Origin of the sequence: Arthrobacter sp. E44 (assembly GCF_041877125.1) — a bacterium.
Taxonomy (GTDB): domain Bacteria; phylum Actinomycetota; class Actinomycetes; order Actinomycetales; family Micrococcaceae; genus Arthrobacter.
The window spans coordinates 71,657-93,903 of record NZ_JBHDJA010000003.1; the positions used below are offsets into that span (position 1 = coordinate 71,657).

A 22,247-nucleotide genomic window follows, 5' to 3' on the forward strand; every position below is an offset into this window, starting at 1 on the left:
AGAGCGCCAGCAAAAGGAGCAGCCATGAACCCGGAACCTTCCGGAACAGCCACGTCCCAGGATGTTGCGGTGCCCGTCAGGGCACGCTTCGGCTCCTCCGAGGTACCGGCATCCAGGGCTACCCAGGACCGCATCGACATCCCGGAGTTCGCACCGAACCTGCAGCCGGAAGGCGACATCCGCCCCGACCGGTTCCTGGACCGCGAGCTGAGCTGGCTCGCCTTCAATTCCCGGGTGCTGGAGCTGGCCGAGGACCCCACCCTGCAACTTCTGGAGCGCGTCAACTTCCTGTCCATCTTCGCCTCCAACCTGGACGAGTTCTTCATGGTCCGCGTGGCCGGCCTCAAGCGCCGCATCGCCACGGGCCTGGCGGTCCCCTCACCCGCCGGGCTGAGCCCCGTCGAGGTGCTGGAGAGCATCAGCGAGGAAGCCCACCGGCTCCAGGCGCGGCACGCCCAGGTGTACGCTGACCAGATCCGGCCGGCGCTGGCGTACGAGCACATCCACCTCATGCAGTGGGATGAACTGGACGACACAGCCCAGCAGCAGCTCAGCGTCATGTTCGCGGAAAAAGTCTTCCCCATCCTGACTCCGCTCGCCGTTGACCCGGCGCATCCCTTCCCGTACATTTCCGGTCTGTCGCTGAACCTCGCCGTGGTGGTGAGGAACCCCGTCAGCGACAAGGAACTTTTCGCCCGCGTCAAGGTCCCGGACCAGTTGCCGCGGCTGATCTCCATCGACGGTCCCCGTGCCGGCGCGGTGCCGGGCCGGGTTGCCCGGTTCATCGCGCTTGAGGAAGTCATCGCCGTCCACCTGGACAAACTGTTCCCGGGCATGGAGGTCCTGGAGCACCACACGTTCCGCGTCACCCGCAACGAGGACGTGGAGGTGGAGGAGGACGACGCCGAGAACCTCTTGCAGGCCCTTGAGAAGGAACTCCTGCGCCGCCGGTTCGGCCCGCCCGTCAGGCTTGAAGTCACCAACGACATCAACCCCAACATCCGTGCGCTCCTCATCCGCGAGCTGGGTGTGGAGGAATCCGAGGTGTACTCGGTGCCGGCTCCGCTGGACCTCCGGGGCCTCTCAGTCATTGCCGGCATCGACCGGGCCGACCTGCACTACCCCAAGCATGTTCCGCACACCTCCAGGTACCTGAACGAGTCCGAGACCTCCAAGGCTGCGAACGTGTTCGCCGCCATGCGGCGCCGGGACATCCTGCTGCACCACCCGTATGACTCGTTTTCCACTTCAGTCCAGGCGTTCCTGGAACAGGCTGCGGCGGACCCGAAGGTCCAGGCCATCAAGCAGACCCTGTACCGCACGTCCGGCGACTCCCCCATCGTTGATGCCCTGATCGACGCTGCCGAGGCCGGCAAGCAGGTCCTGGCCCTGGTGGAGATCAAGGCGCGCTTCGATGAGCAGGCCAACATCTCCTGGGCACGTAAGTTGGAGCAGGCCGGCGTGCACGTTGTCTACGGCATCGTTGGCCTGAAGACGCACTGCAAGCTTTCGCTGGTGGTCCGGCAGGAAGTGGACGGGCTGCGCCGCTACTGCCACATTGGCACCGGCAACTATCACCCCCGCACGGCGCGCTACTACGAGGACCTGGGCCTGCTGACCGCCAACGAGCAGGTGGGCGAGGACCTCTCCAAGCTGTTCAACCAGCTCTCCGGCTACGCACCGAAGTCCACCTTCAAACGGCTCCTGGTAGCCCCCCGCTCCGTCCGGTCGGGACTCATCGACCGGATCGAGACCGAGATCCGCAACGCCCGGGCGGGAGTGCCGGGGCATGTCCAGATCAAGGTCAACTCCATGGTGGACGAGGCAATTATCGACTCGCTCTACCGCGCGTCCCAGGCGGGGGTCAAGGTGGACGTGGTGGTCCGTGGCATCTGCTCGCTGCGTCCCGGCGTTCCAGGCCTGAGCGACAACATCACCGTCCGTTCCATCCTTGGCCGGTTCCTGGAGCACTCGCGGGTGTTCGCTTTCGCCAACGGCGGCGATCCCGTGGTGTACATCGGTTCCGCGGACATGATGCACCGGAACCTGGACCGCCGGGTGGAGGCCCTGGTCCAGCTGGCCAGCGCGGACGACATTACCTACGTCCTTGACCTCATGCGCCGCTACATGGCGCCGGAAACCTCCAGCTGGCACCTGGACAACGCGGGCCACTGGACCCGGCACCACCTGTCCGAGGACGGCAAGCCGCTTGAAGACGTCCAGTCCTGGCTGCTGGCATCCCGGCCGCGGCAACGCAGCCTGAGCCGGCGATAGGCAGCCGCGTGTCGAGCGATGCACTCGTAGCTGACCAGACTGACCACCCAGGGGAACCCGTAGCGGTCACCGCTGCGGGTGCCATCCCGTGGCGGATCAACAAGGACAGCCTTGAAGTCCTGCTGATCCACCGGCCCCGTTACGACGATTGGTCCTGGCCCAAGGGAAAGATCGACGCCGGCGAGACGGTCCCCGAGTGCGCTGTCCGTGAGGTATGGGAGGAGATCGGCCTGCGAGCGCCGCTGGGCATACCGCTGCCGCCCATCCACTACCACGTGACGTCGGGCCTGAAGGTGGTCCACTACTGGGCGGTCAAGGTCAACGGCACCACCTTGGTGCCGGACGGCAAGGAGGTGGACAGCGTCATGTGGTGCGCCCCTGAAAAGGCCGCCCGCCTGCTGTCCAATCCGTCCGACGTCGTACCCCTTGAATACCTGCGGGACGCGCACGAACGGGGTGCGCTGGACACTTGGCCGCTGCTGGTGTTGCGCCATGCCAAGGCCAAGCCGCGCTCCTCCTGGAGCAAGGCCGAGGGCGAACGACCGCTGGCAGCCACCGGCACCCGGCAGGCGCAGGCTGTCGGCCGGCTCCTGCAGGCGTGGAAGCCGATGCGCATCGTCACCAGCCCGTGGCTGCGCTGCGTGGCTACCGTTGCTCCGTACGCGCGGGCCACGGGGGCCAAGGTGAAGCTCGCTGAAGGCCTCACCGAGCACAAGCACCAGCGCAGCCCCAAGAAGACGGCCGCCGTCATCGAGTCCCTGTTCGACAAGCAGAAGCCTGTGGTTGTCTGCACGCACCGGCCCGCCCTGCCGACGGTGCTGAAGCAGCTGGCGGAGCACATGCCATCACACCTTGCGAAGCTGCTGCCGGCGCGCGAGCCATACCTGTCACCCGGGGAAGTGGTGGTCTGCCACGTGGCCGTGGGCGGCAGGAAACGGGTCGTGGCGGTGGAGCAGTTCAAACCCTTCGATGACTAGGTTTTGCCTTCCGGCTTGACCCAGTGGATCCGGCAGCTTTGACTTAGGGGACGACGCACGCTTTTGGGGGAAAAGTGCTGGCTGCCACGATCGCTGTTGCCCATGACGTTCCGCCTGCAGTCATCCTGTGGTCCCTGCTGCTGGCAGCCGCCGTTTATCTCCTGTTGCGGTCGATACTGCGGACAGGCGGCAGGAGAGACGTTGCAGCGGCAGCTGCCCGGCACGCATTGTGGGTTGGGATCATCGGCTGGATGGGGAGTTCGCTGCTCCCAGCGACCAACGCAGGGATACTCCCCGTACCTGGAACCGCAAACCGACCTGTTGAGATTCTGCCGGCCCTCGCCTGGCCTGTTTTCGGCTGCCTGGCTGCACACGTCCTGGGCCAACTGAGCTACTTCGGATCCCGGCCGATGCCCGCTGGGCCGCGAGATACCCGTCGCATCCGGGAGTTCCTGCCCCGCCGCCTGTCCTGGACCGTCGCTGTGGTCTTCCTGCTTTCTGCCGCGCAAATCATATGGACATCCACTCTGCCCGGCTTGTCCCCGCTCCCGTACGAGTCGTGGCCCGACGGCACTGGCAGTTTTGTCCCCAGGGGCGGCGAAGGCCGGATTCCCGGCGTCGAACTCGCGGCATACCTTGGCGGTGCTTTGCTCGTCCTGGTACTTGGATCGCTGCTGGTGCTGGTGCTGGTGGCCCACCGCCCACCGCTTCCTGAGCTGAGCACAGATGCTGATGGCCTGTTGAGGACCATTACCACGAACCGCTTTCTCCGCACGGTTGCAACCGTAGCCTCAGGGCTGGCGGCCATCGCAGGCAACCACGCAGCCCGCCCCGATCCGACCACCGGGCCGGCCAGCTGGCTTAACCCGGCCGGTGCCTTGAACCTGGCCGTCCTGCTGCTGATGCTTCTCTGGGCCCCACCCAGGCTTCCCGGGAGGTCACCGGCCCGCTGGAATGGCGGTGCCGGCCCGCAACCGGTCACCAGGCTGGTGGTGTCTATCGGCGCGGTCATGGGTCTGGCCGCATTTGCGCCTGTTCCTGCAGCAATATTCGCCCCGGGTGCGGTTACCGGGAGCCCCGCGCTCTTCGTGGCCGCATCAGCCGCCGCCGTCCTGGCGGTTGTTGCGCTCGGAGAGCTGCTGGTCCACCGGAATTACGGGGCCGCGGACCAGCCCTGCCACTGGCCGCGCCAGACCGTCCCGCCCGCCATGGCCGGCACCCTTGTGGTGGCGGCGGCCGTTCTTGTGGCGGTCGTCGTCGTTGTCGCGTGGCGGCAGGTGGAGTTGGAAGTGGAACAGACGTGGCCGGTGACTGCCTGGACCAGCGCCGGACTCGTGCTCGTTTCCGGTGTTCCCCTTGCATTTACCCGAAGACGGAGCAGCGTCGCGGCGACGGTCCCGGGGCTCGATACCGCACTCCGCGCCATTACCGTGCACCGCGTCATCCGTACCCTCGCCGCTTTCCTCGCTGCGGAGGCAGGAGTGCTGCTGATGAGCGCAGGACCAAAGCTGCACCGGACATCCCCCACTCTGGACCCGGACCACTGGGGCAACGTGTGGGAGGCGGCGCCCGCCGTCGGGGCTCTGCTGGCGGCGGCCGCAGTGGTGGTCGCGGTGATTCCCGTTGCCGGCCACACGACGCGAGCGCGAGCAGCAGCACCGCCAGTCCATGACCCCCAGCCAGTAGACTTGGGGCGTGAGCATCCCAACGCCTTATGAAGACCTCCTGCGCGATGTCCTGGCCAACGGCACGCATAAATCGGACCGTACGGGCACCGGAACCACCAGTGTTTTCGGGCGCCAGATCCGCTTTGACCTCTCCAAGAGCTTTCCCTTGATCACTACCAAGCGGGTCCACTTCAAGTCCGTGGCCGTGGAACTCCTGTGGTTCCTGCGCGGCGAGACCAACATCAAGTGGATGACCGACCAGGGGGTCACCATCTGGAACGAATGGGCGGATGAAGACGGCGACCTTGGCCCGGTCTACGGCGTGCAGTGGCGCAGCTGGCCGACCCCCGACGGCGGCCACATCGACCAGATCGCTGAGCTCATCGAGAACCTGAAGTCGAACCCCGACTCCCGCCGGCACATCGTGTCTGCCTGGAATGTCTCCGAGCTCAACGACATGGCGCTGCCGCCCTGCCACGCGTTCTTCCAGTTCTATATGGCCAACGGAAAGCTGTCCTGCCAGCTCTACCAGCGCTCCGCTGACATGTTCCTGGGTGTTCCGTTCAACATCGCCTCCTACGCGCTGCTCACGTGCATGGTGGCGCAGCAGGTGGGGCTGGAGCCGGGCGAATTCATTTGGACTGGCGGGGACGTCCACATCTACGAGAACCATATGGACCAGGTCCTCAAGCAGCTGGAACGCGAGCCATACGAGTACCCGCAGCTGAAGATCAACCGGAAGCCGGCGTCGATCTTCGACTACACCCTGGAGGACTTCGACGTGATTGGCTACAAGCACCACCCCACGATCAAGGCACCGATAGCGGTATGAGCACCGAAAACTTCACGGATCCGCAGTCCTTCACGGAGGAACTGGCCGCCTCAATCACCGGCGTCGGGCTGGTCTGGGCGCAGACCTCCGACGGCGTGATCGGCAAGGACGGGGACATGCCCTGGCACCTGCCCGAGGACCTTAAGCACTTCACCCGGCTCACCACCGGGCATCCCGTCATCATGGGCCGCAAGACATGGCTGTCCTTCCCGGACAAGTACCGTCCCCTGCCCGGCCGCACCAACATCGTGATCACCCGGCAGAAGAGCTGGGCCGACACACCTGAGGCGGAGGGCGCCGTCGTGGTTCCCTCCCTTGATGATGCGCTCCTTGAGTCGCAGTTTGTCGACGGCGGCGAAACGGTGTGGATCCTGGGCGGCGGCGAGGTTTTCCGCCAGTCCACCGAGCTGGCCAACGTCGCGGTGGTCACCACCATCGATGTGAAGGCCGACGGCGACACGTTCGCTCCCGAGCTTGGCCCCGGTTGGGAGGCCACCGCCTCCGTCCCGCCCGACGGGTGGCTGACGGGGGCCAACGGCACGCGCTACCGATTCACCAAATGGTCACGGACAGAGGGCTAGGAACATGCTGAAGAAACCGGAAACCTTGTTCGTCCTGGGCTACATGCTGCTGCCCCTCCTAGCGCTGCTCTCCGCAATCGTGGGGCTGACGATGATCCTGGGCGGCAACAAGATCGCCGGAGCCATCGTGCTGGTGGTGGTCACGCAGGTCTTCACCTTCGGTGCGTTCTTTGCGCTCCGCGCGCGGAAAGCAGCGGTGCTGGAGCAGTCGGACCAAAGCTAGCGCTTACGGCGGCGGCATGGGGAGGCCACCCCATCGCGGCCGGCCTGCTCCTGCCCTAGGCTGGGGCACGCAGCACTCTGGGGGCTGTTGAATGAATATTGGGGGGAATCCTGGTGGCAGGAACTTTGTGGGGCGCGGACGTCGAGCAACTGCGCACCCTCGCGCAGCAGTTCAGCAAGACGGCGGACCTGCTGCAGCAGCAATCGACGCAGCTGAGCAGCCAGATCAACAACAACCCGGCCTGGAAGGGCGCAGACGCCCAGCGATTCCGGTCTGACTGGAACACCAACCACCGGACGCTTCTGCAACAGACCGTCTCGCGGCTGCAGCAGGAATCAAAGGTGCTGCTCAAGAACGCCGATGAGCAGGAGAAGGCCAGCACCAACGGCTCGGGCTCCGGTGGAGAACCTGGCACCGGTTCGACCGCCGGCAACAACGGTCCCCGCCCGGTAATTCCGGGGCAAGGCAGTAACGATCCTTGGGGACCGGACTGGCTGACCGATCCGGACTCCCCGTTCCGCAGCGGCTGGGACATCTACAACCTCACCAAAGCGTTGCCGAATCTCCGGGCAGGACTGTTCGATCTTCCCCATTTCATCAGCAAGGCAGACAACCTCGGCGAGTTCCTCTTCTCTGGAGACTTCCGGAGCGTTGCAAAGGCCTTCCAGGACTCGAACATGCTGAGCCAGTATTTCAACACCTCTTCTGAGTTGTTCGACGGCAGGTGGGACACCGCCCTGAACCTCGCCGAGGGCGGCAAGGCGGCCAAGTTTTTCGAGTTCGGAGGTAAAGCCTTGGGCGGCATCGGAGTTGGCCTTGATGCCCTTGACGCTCTCAACAACTTCAGCAATGGCAATCCTGACGACAACGGCCAAGCCTGGTATTCGGTGGTCAAGGCAGGGTTGGGCGCAGCCGGCTTCATCCCGCCCCCCGTTGGGACCGCTGCAATGGTAGCGTCCGGCGCATTGGCCATCTACGACAATGTTCCGGTAGTCAAGGAAACAGTCAATGCCGTCGGCGCGTCCATCGCTGATGGTGCCAAGGAAGCCTGGAAAGGCGCCGGGGATGCGGCCGAAAAAGTCGGGGACTTCTTTGGATTCTGAGCCCACAACGAGAGGTATTGACGATGACTGAGACAACTGCGGAAGCCATCCCCGACGCCATCGGATATGGCTTTGCCGAGATGGTTACCCTCGCACGTCTGAAGGGCGGGGACGCTGCCGTGCTCAGCGCTGAAGCACTGAGGGTTGACGGCTATCTGAACAACACGGACATGGTGAGCGCAGGCGCGTCCTCACTGGTGGCCCGTGGCCTGGCCAAGGCCGAAAATGACGGGCTCCTCTCCGTATCAGGACCCACTGCCGCCGTGGCTGCCCTTCTCTCCTCCGCCACCCGCCGCATTGAGATCTCGCTGCTGACGGCCGAAGGGGGCGACAGCGTCGTCTTCATGGAAAGCGATGACATCCATCTGCTGTTCCAGCCCCGCGCCTACTTCACGTGGTGGGCAATGGCTCAACGACCGGATGTTACCGCCGCCGAGGCCAACCTCATGGTTATCAAGCAGCACCTGGACAACAACCCAGAGGGCGGCGCCACTCTCCGCCGCCGCGAGGATCCCACCGGACAGACCCTTTACGTGAAGAAGGGCGGCGATGGGGCATGGACCACCGGTACGGCCGACTCGCAGCAAAAGAACATTATTGAAACCATGGGCGTGGATGAAGCTTCCCTTCTTGAACAGATCCGCACCATCCGTAAGGACTGACTGTGAACTTCGACCGCGACCGTGAACGCCGCAACGACGAAGTGTATGCCGAGCACAAGGCAGCGCTTGCACGGGGTGAGAAACGCGTTCTGCGCAGGACCAATACGGGCGAGCTGCACAGCTATCCCGGGGACGAGATCGGCTTTTCCCCGGGCCGAGGCCAGGCACAGGTCCGGACCTGGTGGGGCATGGGAATAGTGTCTGCCTTTCTGGGGCTCATGTTCCTTGGCTCTTCAGTTCTGTTCCTTGCTTCGTTCGGGCACACCGCAGGGCCCGAGTGGGGCGCGTTGTTCGCCATCGCTTTAGGGGGATTCGGCGCTTGGTACACCTTCGGCTTGGCGAGGGACGAGTACCGGGCCAAGAAGCTGCGTAAGGAACGGCACGCACCGGAACCAGGAGCAGGACATGTCAGCGAGTGACCAGCAGGCAAGCTCCGAATGCAAAGCGGAAAAGCTGCCCAAGGGCAGGAACCTCCCGCGACCGCTCGAATGAATGCCTCAGGTGTCTGCCGCCGTCGTACGTTTCCAAGCCGCCCACGGCGTGACGTAACCGACTGCGCCGTGCCGGATACGAAGTCTAAACTGGACCAATGACTACAGCAGCTACCCCTTCCGTCGGCCTGGTCGGATGGCGCGGCATGGTCGGTTCCGTCCTGATGCAGCGCATGCAGGACGAGGGCGACTTCGCCAACATCAACCCGGTGTTCTTCTCCACCTCCAACGCGGGAGGTGCCGCGCCGTCCTTCGCTGACGGCGCCGGCAAGCTCGAGAACGCGTTCGACCTCGACACCCTGGCCAAGCTGCCCATTATCGTCACCGCCCAGGGCGGCGACTACACCAAGCAGGTCCACGGCGAGCTGCGCAGCCGCGGCTGGGACGGCCTCTGGATCGACGCCGCCTCCACCCTGCGCATGAACGACGACTCGATCATCGTGCTGGACCCCATCAACCGCGACGTCATCGACAAGGGCCTGGTCAACGGCACCAAGGACTTCATCGGCGGCAACTGCACCGTGTCCTGCATGCTCATGGGCCTCGGCGGCCTGTTCAAGAACGGCCTGGTGGAGTGGGGAACCTCCATGACCTACCAGGCAGCCTCAGGCGGCGGCGCGCGGCACATGCGTGAGCTGCTCAGCCAGTTCGGCACGCTCAACGCCGAGGTCAGCACGGAACTGGACGACCCCGCATCGGCCATCCTGGACATTGACCGCAAGGTCCTTGCCCACCAGCGCTCTGACATCGACGCCACCCAGTTCGGCGTCCCCCTGGCCGGCTCCCTGATCCCCTGGATCGACGCCGACCTGGGCAACGGGCAGTCAAAGGAAGAGTGGAAGGCCGGTGTTGAGACCAACAAGATCCTGGGCACCTCCGAGGAAAACCGGGTGATCATGGACGGCCTCTGCGTCCGGATCGGCGCCATGCGCTCCCACTCCCAGGCCCTGACCCTGAAGCTCCGCGAGGACCTGTCCGTCGCCGAGATCGAAAAGCTCCTGGACGAGGACAACCAGTGGGCCAAGGTGGTTCCCAACACCAAGGAAGCCTCGATGGCCGAGCTGACCCCCGTGGCTGCCTCCGGCACCCTGGACATTCCCGTGGGGCGCATCCGCAAGATGGAGATGGGGCCGCAGTACATCAGCGCGTTCACCGTTGGCGACCAGCTCCTCTGGGGCGCCGCCGAGCCGCTGCGCCGCATGCTCAACATCGCCACCGGTAACCTGTAACGCCTACAGATTGCTGTCAGAGCGGCCCTTGCCCGCATGACCGTTGCGGCCCAGCGACGGTCATGCGGGCAAGGGCCGCTTTTGCGTTCCGGGGTGCCGCGCCAGAAACGTGAACAGCCTTTGGCGCAGCTCCCCCGGCCGGTCCAGGTGCTTCCAGTTGATTCGGAAGAACGCCCATCCCAACTCCTGCAATGCGTTCTCCCGGCGGCGCTCCGCAATCAGGACCTCTTCGGCGGGACGGTAATCGTTGTACTTGGCGGCGCCGTCGAACTCGATGATCACCCGGGCCTCGGGATCGGCAAAATCAGCCCGGAAAAGACCCTCACGTGTGGGGATCTCTACCTGCAGGGTGAAGTTGTGCAGGCCGAACGCATGGAGCAGCAACCGCGTCCACGTCTCCCCCGCCGATTCCGACCGCCCGTCCAGCACGTCCAAAAGACCCAAGGCCCTCCTGCTGCCACGTTTGGTCTGGCTTTCGCCGAGCAGCCGGCGCCTGGGCTTTCTGCCGGCACCCTTTCGAAGCGCGTGGTCGCTGATCACCGCGGCTTCCTCCAGGGGGCGGATTCGAGCGCAGTCCAGGACCATCCGGTCGAGGCTGATGGTGAGAAGTTCCGTTGCTGCCCGAGGCCGGTCATGCGTGCAAGAGCCGGTTATGCGGGCAGGGGCCGGTCAGGTGGCCAGGAATGTTGTGTAGCGCTGCGCGGCTTTGGCGAGGGCGCCCTGGGCGGCAGGACCCAGCGGCTGGGCTCCGTCGAAGAATTCGGGTACGACGACGGCACCCGGCCCCGTGCCCTGCAGTCCCCAGGTGCCAATCACCTTCCCCGCGGCGACCACTGTCTTCTTGAAGACCCCGTTCCCGCCCGGCACGATCAGGTCGGAATGCCCGGGGTCCAAGACGTGCGTCCGGTCCGTGTAGCCGAGGACAAATTCGTCGAAACCGGGCAGCAGGTGCACGGACCGCGCGCCCGGAAGGCCGGTGTCCAGGAGGGCGGCCACGTCGGGTGAGAGCCAGTAGCTGGTGCCCTCAACCTCCAGTTCCGCCAGCTTTTGGCGGACGATCTCAAAGGCGGCACGTACCTCGGTCAGCGGCAACTGCGTCCACCAGGCGAAGTCGCGAAGCGTGGCCGGGCCGTGGCTGCGGAAGTAGCGCAGCAGGAACTCAGCGAGGGCCTCCTCCCGCTCCAGGCTGCGGGACGCCGGAATCCACTGATCGAAGGCCGCGACCAGCTGCTGGTTTCCGGCAAGCGGCCCCAGAACCAGCCACCCGTGGCGGCACAGCGAACCGAGGAGGTGGATTCCCCGCTGGCCGTGCGTCGGCTGGCCTCCGGCGTCGAACACCTTGAACAGCTCAGAACGGCTGATGGGGCTGCCACCCAGGATGCGGTCCAGCGCCAGGTCGCGTGCCTTCTCGATGTCGGACCACGCAATGTCCAGCTGCCGGTGCCGCGCCGCGATGCTCCTGGTGAGCCGTTCGGCCGTGAGCTCCAGCATCCAGCGCAGGTCCTCGGGAGCCACCAGATGAAGCGTTCCGCGCATGGGCCAGGACCGGACCACTTCGCCGTTGTTGATGGCAGCCCTGACGTCGGCGCTGCCCACCGCGGGCACCCTGGCACCTACGGCCCACAGGGCTGCCGGCAGGTCCTGCGCCTGCATGGCGGTCATCCACCGGACCGCCTCCGCAGCGGAGGTGGCAGCATCCCCGGCAAGGCGCTGGGATGCAAGCCTCAGCCGCCCCATCATCCTGCGGTCGCGGAGCGCACCCTGTGCAGCCATGCGCCCATCCTAGGCCCGCCTGCGGCAGGCGGACAGCGGGGAACGCTTAGAGCTCCAGGCCGATCAGCAGCGGCTCCGGGTGCAGCGAGATGCCGAAGCGGTGTTCGACGCCGGCGCGCACCTCCCGCGCGACGGCCACCATGTCGGCGGCGCTGGCGGAGCCGCGGTTGGTGATGGCCAGGGTGTGCTTAGTGGAGAGCGAGGCACGTCCGCCGGCCACGCCTTCCGGCTCCAGGCCAAAGCCCTTGCCGAACCCTGCCTGGTCGATCAGCCACGCTGCCGAGAGTTTCACCAGCCCGTCCTGGCCGGCCGGGTAGCGTGGCGCCGCTTCCGGCAGCCTGTCTGCCACGTCGGCGGAAACGATGGGGTTGGTGAAGAACGAGCCGGTGGAGTAGGTGTCCCTGTCCGCGGCGTCCCACACCATGCCCTTGGAGCCGCGCAGCCGGAGCACCTCACGGCGGACATCGTTGGCGTACGCGCGTTTGCCCACCTCCACACCGAGGGCGCGCGCCAATTCGGCGTACCGGATGGGGGCGCTCATCCGCCCCAGCGGCAGCTGGAATTCAACGGTGAGCACCACGTACCGGGGCGAGCCGTTGACAGTGGTCTGCTTAAGGATGGAGTCCCGGTAGCCGAACTTCAGTTCCGAGTTCGTGAAGGTCTGCACGGCATTCCGCTGCCGGTCCCAAGTGCGGACAGCGGCAATGGTCTGCGAAACTTCCGCACCGTAGGCGCCCACGTTCTGGACGGGAGTGGCGCCGGTTGAGCCGGGAATGCCGGAGAGGGCCTCGATGCCGGACCAGGCATGGCGGACGGCGTGCTCCACCAGCTTGTCCCAGTTATGGCCTGCCTGCACCACCACGGCAACGCCCCCACAGGAGTCCTCGGCGTTGACCGTGAACCCCTCCGAGGCGATTTTGATGACGGTCCCGGGGAACCCTTCGTCAGACACCAGGAGGTTGGACCCGCCGCTGATGATCAGCACCTGCTCACCGGCCGCATCCGCGGAACGGACGGCGTCGATGATCTCCGCCTCAGTCCGCGCCTCGATGAACGTACCGGCGGGGCCGCCGACGGCGGACGTGGTCAGGGACGAAAGCAGGGTGGGAGTCACCGATCCACAGTACTTGAAGATACTCGATTGCGCGCTTCCGGAAGAGTAGAACTGAGTACTTATGCAGCCTTCCGGGCCACCGGCGACAGCACGAAGCTCACAGCGAGCATTACCATCACGGCCAGGAGTGAATGCAGGATGCCCACGTGTTCGGCCAGCAGGCCAAGCAGCGGCGGCCCGCACAGGAACGCCCCGTACCCGATGGTGGATACCACCGATACCCGGGCGGCGGCTTTGGCGGGATCGTCGGCCGCAGCGGACATGCCCACTGGAAAGCCCAGGGAGGCGCCCAGGCCCCAGGCCGCCAGCCCAACGTAGGCGAGCCACGGCGCCGGGGCGAAGACGAAGATGCCAAGGCCCACCACGGCCATCGCGGCGCACCACCGCATCACCGGGACCCTGCCGAACTTATCGAGCAGCACCGTCCCGGCAAAGCGCCCGATGGTCATGAACGTGACAAAGAGGCCATAACCGGCAGCACCGGCGGCATCGCTCTGCCCGTGGCCGTCCGCCAGCCCCAGGGCCACCCAGTCCCCCGCGGCGCCTTCAGCCAGTGCAAGGCCCAGCACCAGGACCCCGAGCAGCAGGGTCCGCCGCTCCCGCCAGGCCTGGGCGATCCTGCGCTTGTTGTCCAGCGGTGCCTCCGCCGTGCCCGCGGCAGGAATCACGGGGATGGGTCCTGTAGTGGGGTCCTCGAAATTGTCCGGGGAGTAGCTGCGCTCGCCCGGCACCGGCGTAGTATCGGCACGGAACCAGGACGCAGCCGTCGCCACCGAAACAGCCACCACCGCCCCTGCCGCTGCCAAGTGCCAGAACACGGGCAGGGACACGGCCGCAGCCAGCGCACCCAGCCCCGCCCCGGCTACCGTTCCCAGGCTGAACGCCCCATGGAGCCGGGGCATGATGTGCCTCCCCACGGCCCGTTCCACCGCCGCGCCCTCCACATTGGAGGCAGTGTTCCAGCTCCCGGTACCCAGGCCGATGATGGCCAGGCCGACGGCTGTGGCCACCGGGTTTGCCAGCACAGTTGTGCCAAAACCGGTGGTCAGCAGCCCGGCACCCACCACAATGCTGCCGGTGCGGATGGTCCGCTTGGAGCCCAGCCGCAGCACGATCAGCCCCGACATGGACACGGAAGCGAACGAGCCCAGCGTCATGCACAGCAGGATGATGCCCACGTTGCCAGGGCTGAGGTCCAGCGCGTCCCGGATGGCCGGCAACCGGGAGACCCAGGAGGCAAAGGCCAGGCCGCTGGCCCCGTAGGCAATGACGACGGCGTTGCGCCAGGCGGTGACTTGCGCGGCGGTGGCGGTGGTTCCTGCAGGAGTGGTCAAAAGGTGCAGCTTAGGACAGCTTGACGAGGGCCTGGGCCTTCATCAGGACTTTCTGCCCGGCGGAGACCACTGTGAGGTCGATACGCGCCGTGTTGGCTTCAGCGTCGAGCTTCCCGATGATGCCGCTGACCTCGATGCTGGCTCCGGGCTGGTCGGTCCCGGTGGTGTCCGTGACCAGGACGGGCTTGGTGAAGCGGGTCTGGAAATCGACGACGGCGGCGGGGTCGCCTGCCCAGTCAGTCACCAGCTGGACGGCTGAGCCCATGGTGAACATGCCGTGGGCGATCACGCCCGGCAGTTCCACGCTGGTGGCGAAGGCTTCGTTCCAGTGGATGGGGTTGAAGTCACCGGAAGCGCCGGCGTACTTCACCAGGTCTGTACGGGTCACCTCGATGGTACGGCTGCCGATCTCCTGGCCGGGGCTGAGTTCGTGGATGCTGAGGCTCATGGCTACTGTCCCTCTCCGCGGACCAGGATGGATGACGTGGTGGTGGTGACGGGTTCCCGGGAGTCGCCGGAACCCAGGGCGAAGATCTCCGAGCGGGTGGTGATCATGGCACCGCCGCCCATGGCCCGGACGCCGTCCACGTGGAGTTCCGCCACCAGGCGGTCGCCGGCAATGATGGGCCGGTGGTGGGTGAAGCGCTGGTCTGCGTGGACCACGCGGGAGAAGTCGATACCCGCTTCCGGATCCTGGATGAGCTGGGCGTCGGCGCGCTGGGCGATGATGATGGCGAAGGTGGGGGGCGCCACCAGGTCGCTGTGGCCCAGCGCCTTGGCTGCGTCGATGTCGAAATGTGCAGGGTGGGTGGCCTTCACGGCGCGGGCGAACTCGCGGATTTTCTCGCGGCCAACGTCGTACACCTCTGCGGCAGGGTAGCTTCGGCCCTGCAGATCCGGATTGATAGTCATGGATTCCAGCCTATCGTCCGCGTCTTGGCCGTTAGAAAAGGCCCGCCGCGGTTTTTGGCGCCCGCTACCGGCGGAGGTTCCGGCGGATGGCCTGGCCGCGGACCACGAGGCCGACGACATGCAGGACCAGGCCCAGCCCGATCAGCGGCAGGGACGCCATGGCAAGTCCCTGGTTGCCACCAGTGTTGCCGATGAGGTTGAGAATGATACCGACGGCGATCAGGCCCATCGCGCTGAAAACCAGGACTTTGTAGCGGGTCGGCGCAGTGGCCCAAAATTCGTTCAGCACCGTCCAAGTCTACCGGCCGTGTCCGGAGGCCCGGGCTGAGTCAGAACAGGGCTTCCTGCACTGCGGGCACCTCCGAAACAAAGTCACCCAGGACAATCGTGCGGGCGGCCAGTTGGGTCAGGTTAACCACAAAATCCGCGTCCGAGCCGTCCAACCGGGCCAAGGCGTTCGCGCCGCTCAAGGCAGCAATGCCGAACCCGTGCTGCCCCGCCTCCAGGGCGTGCGGGTATGCATGGCGGAGCTTGTTTCCAAAGATGGCATCCCCATACAGGGCATCAGCATGCGCGGGCCTGCTCCACTGCTCATCGACAGGTTCGAAACCGTCGACGGCGGTGCGCGCCAGGAGTGCTCGAACGTCACCGACGGCACGGGCATTGACGGCGTCCAACGCCGTGGCTGGGAGCGGCTGCAGCAGTGCTTCGGCTTTGGCCGCGGACCGCACCTGCTGCGTCAGCCCGACGTCGGCCGTCACCAGGTCCTCAAGGATCCGCACCACCCGGCCGTCCTGCGCCCGGGCCACATAGCGCGCAACCGCGGCCCCCTGCTCCGCGAGCCGGTTCCACTTCCGCGGGCCGGACGCCGTCCCCACCTTGGTGGCGCCGCCGCCAAAGGTTGCCACGTAGAGCCAGTGTTCCTGCATCAGGTAGTCCCGCAGGCCGGGAGTGACGCGGCCGCCGCGGTGGAAGTCGTGCATCAGCCGCGACTCGTCCAGTATGAAGCACCGCTCGCACTGCTTTCCCCGGATGGCCGGAGCAGCGGAGGCACAGAGAACGTGGCTGCGCGAGCCGGCCTGTCGCATCTGCACATGGCCCAGGCAGAACCTGCCGGGCTCCGCCACCTGGAAGCCGAGCCGGTGTCCCCGGCGCAGGGCGATCTCCCGGAACTCCCCCTCCGGTGACTGGAGGCGCAGAACCGGGCCGCCGCCGTCGTCCGCTGTCTTATCGGGTTCCGCGGGCTGGACAGCCGGCGGGCCCTCCCAAAAGACCCCGTGGACCAGATAGCGTGTATCGGTCAACGGGGTCTCCTGATGTATGTGGGGGTGTTACAGCGCGGGCTGCACCCCAAAGGCTACCGCGAGCTTCATGATCTTCTCGGCGCGGCCCAGGCGGGGCAGGTCGGAGCCATCACGGATGACGCGGCCGTTGGCCTCGAAGTCGTTCATGAAGTCGGTGGCCCAGGCGACGTCGGACGGCGTGGGGCTGATGACCTCGTTGATGACCGGGGTCTGGTCGATCGCCAGGCAGAGCTTGCCGGTCATGCCCATCATCACGGTGATGCCGGTCTGCTCGCGCAGGATGGGGTGGTTGGTGCCGACGGTAGGGCCGTCGATGGGGCCCGGCAGGTTGCCGACGCGGCTGGCGACCACGAGCTTGGCGCGGGGGTAGGCCATGGCTTCCGGGGTGGCGGCCATGCCGGTGTCCCGGCGGAAGTCGCCGGAGCCGAAGGCAAGTCGGAACGCGCCCTGGGCCTTGGCGATGTGGTTGGCTTCCTCGATGCCGAGGGCGGATTCCACGAGCGGGATGACGGGCGTCTTGCCGTCCATGCGGTGGTAGCTCTCGGTCACCTGGTCCGCGGATTCGGTCTTGGCGAGCATGACGCCCAGCAGCCCTGGGGTGCCGCGCAGTCCGGCGAGGTCATCAGCCCAGAACGGGCTGGTGGCGTCGTTGATCCGGACCCAGGCCTTGCCGCCGGCGGTAAGCCAGTCGATGACGTTGTTCCGGGCCTGGTCCTTCTGCGAGGGGTCCACGGCGTCTTCAATATCCAGGATGATCGAGTCCGCGCGGGAAACGGCCGACTGGTCGAAGAGTTCCGGCTTCATGGCATTGACCAGCAGCCAGGAGCGGGCGATCTCGGCGGGGATATTGCGTTCCGGCCTAACGGTTTCGGCGGCGATGGTAGACGTCATGCTTTCTACAGTATCCGGCCCGGAAGCGGCACGGCGAAGAAAACGGCCCGCTTGTGAGGTTCAATACGAACTAAACGGGATATGACTGGGCGGGAGGGGAAAGCAACTGGCAGTAGTTGTCGTTTTGGAGCTCCAAAACGACAACTACTGCCAGTCAGTTGGGAGGGTCAGGGGATGTTGCTCCCGCGGGCCGTGACCCAGAGTTTGTACCAGTCAGCCCGGGTCAGGGCCTGGGCCACCCTCGCTGCGTCGCTGCAGGCCCGGATCCGGTCGGGGTTGACCGTGCCGATCACCGGCGCGATTCCGGCGGGATGCTTCATCAGCCACCCCAGGAGAATAGCCTCGCCGGTGGCGCCGTACTCCCCCGCCAGCTGGGCCACCAGTTCCGCGGTGGCCGCCTCGGCTGAGCCGGGGTTCTCCGGCTCAGCTCCCGTGTAGGCGCCGCGGGCCAGCGCACCATAGGCCTGCAGGCTGATGTTGTTGCGGGTGCAGTATTCCACGGTGCCGTGCGGGAAGCTGTAGTCCAGGTGTTCCGGGTGGTTGACCAGCACCTGGCTTTCCAGCCAGGCCCGCTTGAGCAGGCTCATTTCCAGCTGGTTGGCCACCACGGGCGTCTCCAGCCGGTCCTGCAGCACCTCGATCTGCACCGCGGACATGTTGGACACGCCCAATTGCCGGACCTTGCCTTCAGCCATGAGCTGCCCGACGGCGGACGCCACCTCCGCCGGGTCCGCCAGGGGGTCCGGGCGGTGCAGCAGGAGGATATCCACGTAGTCGGTCCGGAGCCGTTTAAGGCTGCCGTTGACCCGCTCCAGGATGGCGTCCCGGCTCAGGTCGTAGTGGGTCTGCAGGCCGCGTTCGTTCAGCCGGATGCCGCACTTGGTCTGCAGCCGGATGCGCTCCCGCAGGCCCGGCGTGCCGGCCAGAACCTCACCAAACACCGCCTCGGACTTTCCGCTGCGGTAGATATCAGCGTGGTCGAACAGGGTGATGCCTGCGTCCAGGGCGGCCTGGACGGCAGCGGCGGCCTGGTCCACATGGCGAGCTTCATGCGGTTCCCCAGACCAGCTGCCGCCCAGGCCCATGCAGCCGTAAATGACTTCCTGCATCAGTCCCGCAGCCAGGCGGTGGTGTTGGCCGGCAGCTTGCCGTCCTCCAGCGGAGCGCTGCTGACCAGGACGGTCCCGGCGGGAAGGTCCACGGCGGTGGTGCCGAAGTTGGTCACCGACTGCCAGCCGTTGGGGCGCTTGAAGTGCAGGACGTCCGGGCCGCCGTTTTCAACCCATTCGAGGTCCTCGTCCGTCAGCAGCTCCCGGCGGAGCTTCAGGGCCTTGCGGTAGAGCTCCAGGGTGGAGCCTTCCGTTCCGTCCTGGGCCTCCACGGCGTACTTGCTGAACCAATCCGGCTGGGGCAGGTGGGAGCCGCCGTCGCCGAAGCCGAAGGAGGTGCCTTCCACCTTCCAGGGCAGCGGCACGCGGCAGCCGTCGCGGCCGATCTCCACGCCCTTGTTGCGGAAGAAGGACGGGTCCTGCCGCTCCGATTCGGGAATATCGGCAACTTCCTGCAGGCCCAGTTCCTCTCCCTGGTACAGGTAGGCGGATCCGGGCACGGCGAGCATCAGGAGGGTGGCGGCGCGGGCGCGGCGTTCGCCGAGCTCAACGTCCAGCTGGTCTTTGGGGCCTCCGGCGAGGAGCCAGTCCTTGCCGTCCTGGCCCTTGGCGCCGGCCTTTTCCTTGGCCACCTGGGGCAGGCCATAGCGGGTGGCGTGGCGCACCACGTCGTGGTTGGAGAACACCCACGTGGAGGAGGCGCCGGTGGCAGCGGCCTCGGCAAGGTTGCGGGTGATGATTTCCCTGTATTCGGCGGCATCGAAGTCGGCCTGCAGCAGGTCGAAGTTGAAGGCCTGGCCCAGTCCCTGCGGGCTGGCGTAGCGGGCGCGGCGGGTGGCGTGCACCCAGGCTTCGGCAACGGCGGTGCGGGGCGGGTTGTATTCGTTGAACACCTCGCGCCATTCGGCGTAGATCTCGTGCACTTCGTCGCGGTCCCAGAAGGGGTGCGTGCCGTCGTCGAATCCGTCCACACCGGTGTTGGCGGCGCTCAGTTCCAGCTTGGACAGCAGCGGCTCGGTGAGGTCCTTGGTGAGGGCATGTGCCACGTCAACGCGGAAGCCGTCCACGCCCCGGTCCGACCAGAAACGCAGGGTCTTGAGGAAGTCGTCACGAATCTCGCGGTTGGACCAGTTCAGGTCCGGCTGTTCCTTCGCGAAGATGTGCATGTACCACTGGCCCGGGGTGCCGTCCGGTTCGGTGATGCGCTCCCAGGCCGGTCCGCCGAACACGGAGTCCCAGTCCGACGGCGGGAACTCGCCGTTGGGGCCCTTGCCGTCACGGAAGATGTAGCGGTCCCGGGCCGGGGAGCCCTTGGGCGAGGCCAGTGCTTCCTGGAACCACTGATGCCGGTTGGACGAATGGTTGGGGACGATGTCCGCGATGAGCTTGATGCCGGCGTCGTGCAGTGCCTTCGCCATCTCGTCGAAGTCGGCCAGCGTGCCCAGCTTGGGGTCGACGTCACGGTAGTCGTCAACGTCATAGCCGCCGTCGGCGAGCGCTGACGGGTAGAACGGGCTCAGCCAGACGGCGTCGATTCCCAGCGACTTCAGGTACGGGACCTTGGCGGTGATGCCCTTGAGGTCGCCGATGCCGTCTCCGTTGGAGTCGGCGAAGCTGCGGGGGTAGATCTGGTAGACGGAGGCCTGGCGCCACCAGTTGGGGTCGGCCAGACGGTCAGAGTCGGACAGGGTTGCCAGGGTGGCAGTGGTGGACAAGGACTAACCCTCTTCTTCAGTGCGGTTATATTTATATTGAGCCTAAATTTACTTCCTCAAGTATTATCTGGTGATTTGCACAGGAAGGTCAACAGCATGCCCGAACCAGTTCCGGCGACCCCCCAGTTGCTGCGGCGCGTCAGCGCCGGCGCGGTCCTGGAATTCATGCGGACGACGGCGGCAGTGACGGTCACGGATGTCATGGCCGCCACAGGACTCACCCGTGCCACCACCATTGCCGTCTGCGAGGACCTGGTGCGGCGCGGCTGGATCCTGGAGCTGGAGAACCAGCGCGAGTTCGGGGGGTACCAGAAGGGCCGTCCCGCCCGCCGGTTCGAACTCGACGGGCGGGCGGGCGTGGTCCTGGGCATGGACATCGGCTACTCCAAGGTCACCGTGGTGGTTTCCGATCTCCGGGGCATGACCCTTGGCCGCTCCAGCCGCCCCTTCCAAGCTGGTGACGTCGGCTCGAAGGAACGCATCGCCTTCATTGACGGCGTGGCCATGGCGGCGCTGCAGTCCGCGGGAACCGGGCCTGAACAGGTGCTGGCCGTGTGCGCCGGGGTGGCAGCACCGGTGGACCGGCACGGGGACGTGGTTGCCACGCAAAAGTTCTGGGGACTGTTCGACCTCGGGCTGCGGCCGGCCCTCAAGGAGACCCGCGGGTGGACGGTGCTGCTGGAAAACGACGCCAACCTTGCCACCCTTGGCGACCGCTGGCAGGGGGCGGCTGCCGGCGTCGACGACGTGGTGGTGATCCTGGCCAGCGAACGGCTGGGATCCGGCATCCTGGAAGGCGGCCGGCTGGTGCACGGAAGCCGCGGCAGTGCCGGCGAACTTGCCTACCTGAACCTGGTGGAAGGCGTGGGTGACACCTACGGCATCGCCCATCTGGCCAGGACCTGGGCAGCCGAGGCACTGGCCACGGACACGCCCACCGCCCTCCGCGACCTCCGGCCGGCGCGCGTGGAGGCCGAGCAGGTCTTCGCCGCAGCATCCCAAGGGGACTCCGTGGCCCTGGGCATCCTGGACCGGCTGGCGGACAGGATGGCACGGGTGGTGGGCACTGTGGCCACCATGCTTAACCCCGAACTGGTGGTGATTGGCGGGGGCGTGGCGGATTCGGCGGACGTCCTCCTGGCGCCCATCAGCGAGCGCCTGCACGAGTTCACCGCCACCCCTGCACGGGTGGCGGTGTCCCCGCTGGGTGATTCCATCGTGACGGTAGGCGCCGTGCGCTGCGCCCTGGACTACGTGGAAAGGAACTCGCTGGACCTGGAGCTTCGGACGCCTTAGGAGGCTAGGGGCGCGGTTCCAGGGCCGCGGCCACCGGCAGGGTGCCGTCGCGGAACTCGATGGTGCGGCCGGCGGTCTGCGGCAGGTCCAGCACTGCCGCCGCCACGATCGCCACGTTTGCCCGGGAAGTTTCCCGTTCCCCTTCCGGCGAGGGGTCGACGTCGATCCGTCCCGTTCCGGGGTTGTCCGTCAGTGCGCCGGGGCCAAGAATGGTCCAGGCCAGCTTGGTGCCGCGGAGGTACTCGTCAGCAGCCGCTTTCGCTTCGGCATACGCAAAGAAGCTGCTGTCCTCCGGCACCCCGTGGTCCCTGCCGGCGCCGAAGTAGGACACCATGACATACCGGTCCACCCCGGCCTGGGCGGCGGCGTCCATGGAGCGGATGGCCGCATCCCGATCCACCGCGTAGGTCCGCTCCGGGCTGCCGCCGCCGGCACCCGCGGACCAGACCACGGCGTCGTGCCCGGCGAGCGCGTCGGCGATGGCCGCCGTCGTGGAATTCTCCACGTCCAGGACCGACGGCGTGGCGCCGGTGGCTGTGACGTCGTCGGCATGGTCCGGGTTTCGGATGAACGAGGTCACGGAGTGGCCCTCGCCGGTGAGCAGTTCGGACAGGAGGAGGGCCACTTTCCCGTGGCCGCCAATGATGGCGATGCGTGTCATGCACCCATTCTGCCCGCAAGGCACCGGCATACAGAAGCGACGTGGTGCTGAACAGGGGCTTTGTGCCCTGTCCACGGTTTCCGGAAGCCACCTAGCTTG

The 22,247-nt window shown here is 66.4% G+C and carries 23 protein-coding genes; 11 read left to right on the forward strand and 12 right to left on the reverse strand.

The genetic code is table 11. The features are described from left to right. Positions 1-24 precede the first annotated feature (24 nt). The 10 genes from ACETK3_RS04120 to asd all read left to right on the forward strand — a co-directional run bounded on the left by ACETK3_RS04120 (position 25) and on the right by asd (position 10,039). Positions 25-2,274, forward strand: coding sequence for an RNA degradosome polyphosphate kinase (locus ACETK3_RS04120; protein ID WP_236799138.1), 2,250 nt, complete (start codon positions 25-27; stop codon positions 2,272-2,274). A gap of 8 nt (positions 2,275-2,282) precedes the next feature. After that, the gene (locus ACETK3_RS04125; protein WP_236820187.1) at positions 2,283-3,251 is read left to right on the forward strand and encodes an NUDIX hydrolase; all 969 of its coding nucleotides are present in this window, start codon (positions 2,283-2,285) and stop codon (positions 3,249-3,251) included. Between the two features lie 74 nt (positions 3,252-3,325). After that, positions 3,326-4,969 carry a hypothetical protein gene (locus ACETK3_RS04130; protein WP_306968878.1) on the forward strand — a complete coding sequence of 548 codons (1,644 nt, stop codon included), beginning with the start codon at positions 3,326-3,328 and terminating at the stop codon, positions 4,967-4,969. Beyond that, positions 4,947-5,750, forward strand: a complete 804-nt coding sequence (locus tag ACETK3_RS04135; protein WP_306968880.1) for a thymidylate synthase — start codon at positions 4,947-4,949, stop codon at positions 5,748-5,750. Before ACETK3_RS04130 ends, ACETK3_RS04135 begins: the two co-directional genes overlap by 23 nt. After that, positions 5,747-6,331, forward strand: coding sequence for a dihydrofolate reductase (locus tag ACETK3_RS04140; protein WP_236799142.1), 585 nt, complete (start codon positions 5,747-5,749; stop codon positions 6,329-6,331). Before ACETK3_RS04135 ends, ACETK3_RS04140 begins: the two co-directional genes overlap by 4 nt. Before the next feature lie 4 nt (positions 6,332-6,335). Beyond that, positions 6,336-6,554, forward strand: a complete 219-nt coding sequence (locus tag ACETK3_RS04145) for an NF038396 family protein (RefSeq protein ID WP_018760496.1) — start codon at positions 6,336-6,338, stop codon at positions 6,552-6,554. A gap of 113 nt (positions 6,555-6,667) precedes the next feature. Further along, complete coding sequence (locus ACETK3_RS04150; protein WP_237428662.1) at positions 6,668-7,657, forward strand: hypothetical protein; 990 nt, start codon at positions 6,668-6,670, stop codon at positions 7,655-7,657. Between the two features lie 23 nt (positions 7,658-7,680). Beyond that, the gene (locus tag ACETK3_RS04155) at positions 7,681-8,319 is read left to right on the forward strand and encodes a hypothetical protein (protein WP_237428663.1); all 639 of its coding nucleotides are present in this window, start codon (positions 7,681-7,683) and stop codon (positions 8,317-8,319) included. Positions 8,320-8,321: 2 nt separating this feature from the next. Continuing rightward, a complete protein-coding gene (locus tag ACETK3_RS04160) occupies positions 8,322-8,738 on the forward strand; it encodes a COX15/CtaA family protein (protein ID WP_236820191.1) in 417 nt (138 codons plus the stop codon). 170 nt (positions 8,739-8,908) lie between these two features. After that, positions 8,909-10,039 carry an aspartate-semialdehyde dehydrogenase gene (gene asd / locus ACETK3_RS04165; RefSeq protein ID WP_236799146.1) on the forward strand — a complete coding sequence of 377 codons (1,131 nt, stop codon included), beginning with the start codon at positions 8,909-8,911 and terminating at the stop codon, positions 10,037-10,039. 60 nt (positions 10,040-10,099) lie between these two features. On the opposite strand, the gene ACETK3_RS04170 is transcribed toward asd, so the two are convergent. The 11 genes from ACETK3_RS04170 to ACETK3_RS04220 form a co-directional block, all read right to left on the reverse strand. Continuing rightward, complete coding sequence (locus ACETK3_RS04170; RefSeq protein ID WP_373992569.1) at positions 10,100-10,474, reverse strand: hypothetical protein; 375 nt, start codon at positions 10,472-10,474, stop codon at positions 10,100-10,102. 234 nt (positions 10,475-10,708) lie between these two features. Further along, the gene (locus tag ACETK3_RS04175) at positions 10,709-11,812 is read right to left on the reverse strand and encodes a winged helix DNA-binding domain-containing protein (RefSeq protein ID WP_237428665.1); all 1,104 of its coding nucleotides are present in this window, start codon (positions 11,810-11,812) and stop codon (positions 10,709-10,711) included. 46 nt (positions 11,813-11,858) lie between these two features. Continuing rightward, a complete protein-coding gene (locus ACETK3_RS04180) occupies positions 11,859-12,926 on the reverse strand; it encodes a UDP-N-acetylmuramate dehydrogenase (RefSeq protein ID WP_237428666.1) in 1,068 nt (355 codons plus the stop codon). 59 nt (positions 12,927-12,985) lie between these two features. Next, entirely contained in the window at positions 12,986-14,260 is a 1,275-nt protein-coding gene (locus ACETK3_RS04185; RefSeq protein WP_236820195.1) for an MFS transporter, read from the reverse strand. A 10-nt stretch (positions 14,261-14,270) separates the two neighbouring features. Next, on the reverse strand, positions 14,271-14,708 hold the full coding sequence (locus tag ACETK3_RS04190; protein WP_236820196.1) for a MaoC family dehydratase: 438 nt from the start codon (positions 14,706-14,708) through the stop codon (positions 14,271-14,273). Positions 14,709-14,710: 2 nt separating this feature from the next. Further along, positions 14,711-15,172 carry a MaoC family dehydratase N-terminal domain-containing protein gene (locus ACETK3_RS04195; protein WP_236799152.1) on the reverse strand — a complete coding sequence of 154 codons (462 nt, stop codon included), beginning with the start codon at positions 15,170-15,172 and terminating at the stop codon, positions 14,711-14,713. 64 nt (positions 15,173-15,236) lie between these two features. Continuing rightward, positions 15,237-15,461: a DUF3188 domain-containing protein gene (locus ACETK3_RS04200; protein ID WP_236799153.1), complete on the reverse strand. Its 225-nt coding sequence runs from the start codon at positions 15,459-15,461 to the stop codon at positions 15,237-15,239. A gap of 40 nt (positions 15,462-15,501) precedes the next feature. Then, positions 15,502-16,476 carry a DUF2797 domain-containing protein gene (locus tag ACETK3_RS04205; RefSeq protein WP_237428667.1) on the reverse strand — a complete coding sequence of 325 codons (975 nt, stop codon included), beginning with the start codon at positions 16,474-16,476 and terminating at the stop codon, positions 15,502-15,504. 27 nt (positions 16,477-16,503) lie between these two features. Further along, positions 16,504-17,367 carry a CoA ester lyase gene (locus ACETK3_RS04210; RefSeq protein WP_141942759.1) on the reverse strand — a complete coding sequence of 288 codons (864 nt, stop codon included), beginning with the start codon at positions 17,365-17,367 and terminating at the stop codon, positions 16,504-16,506. Between the two features lie 167 nt (positions 17,368-17,534). Further along, on the reverse strand, positions 17,535-18,476 hold the full coding sequence (locus ACETK3_RS04215) for an aldo/keto reductase family oxidoreductase (protein ID WP_237428668.1): 942 nt from the start codon (positions 18,474-18,476) through the stop codon (positions 17,535-17,537). Then, the gene (locus tag ACETK3_RS04220; protein ID WP_306968896.1) at positions 18,476-20,191 is read right to left on the reverse strand and encodes a glycoside hydrolase family 13 protein; all 1,716 of its coding nucleotides are present in this window, start codon (positions 20,189-20,191) and stop codon (positions 18,476-18,478) included. The genes ACETK3_RS04215 and ACETK3_RS04220 overlap by 1 nt, the downstream gene beginning before the upstream one ends. A gap of 96 nt (positions 20,192-20,287) precedes the next feature. Between ACETK3_RS04220 and ACETK3_RS04225 the strand changes: the two genes are divergently transcribed. Then, positions 20,288-21,487, forward strand: coding sequence for an ROK family protein (locus ACETK3_RS04225; protein WP_373992570.1), 1,200 nt, complete (start codon positions 20,288-20,290; stop codon positions 21,485-21,487). 4 nt (positions 21,488-21,491) lie between these two features. Here the strand turns inward: ACETK3_RS04225 and ACETK3_RS04230 are convergent, their stop codons facing one another. Beyond that, on the reverse strand, positions 21,492-22,148 hold the full coding sequence (locus ACETK3_RS04230; protein WP_236820202.1) for an NAD(P)H-binding protein: 657 nt from the start codon (positions 22,146-22,148) through the stop codon (positions 21,492-21,494). Positions 22,149-22,247: the final 99 nt, after the last annotated feature.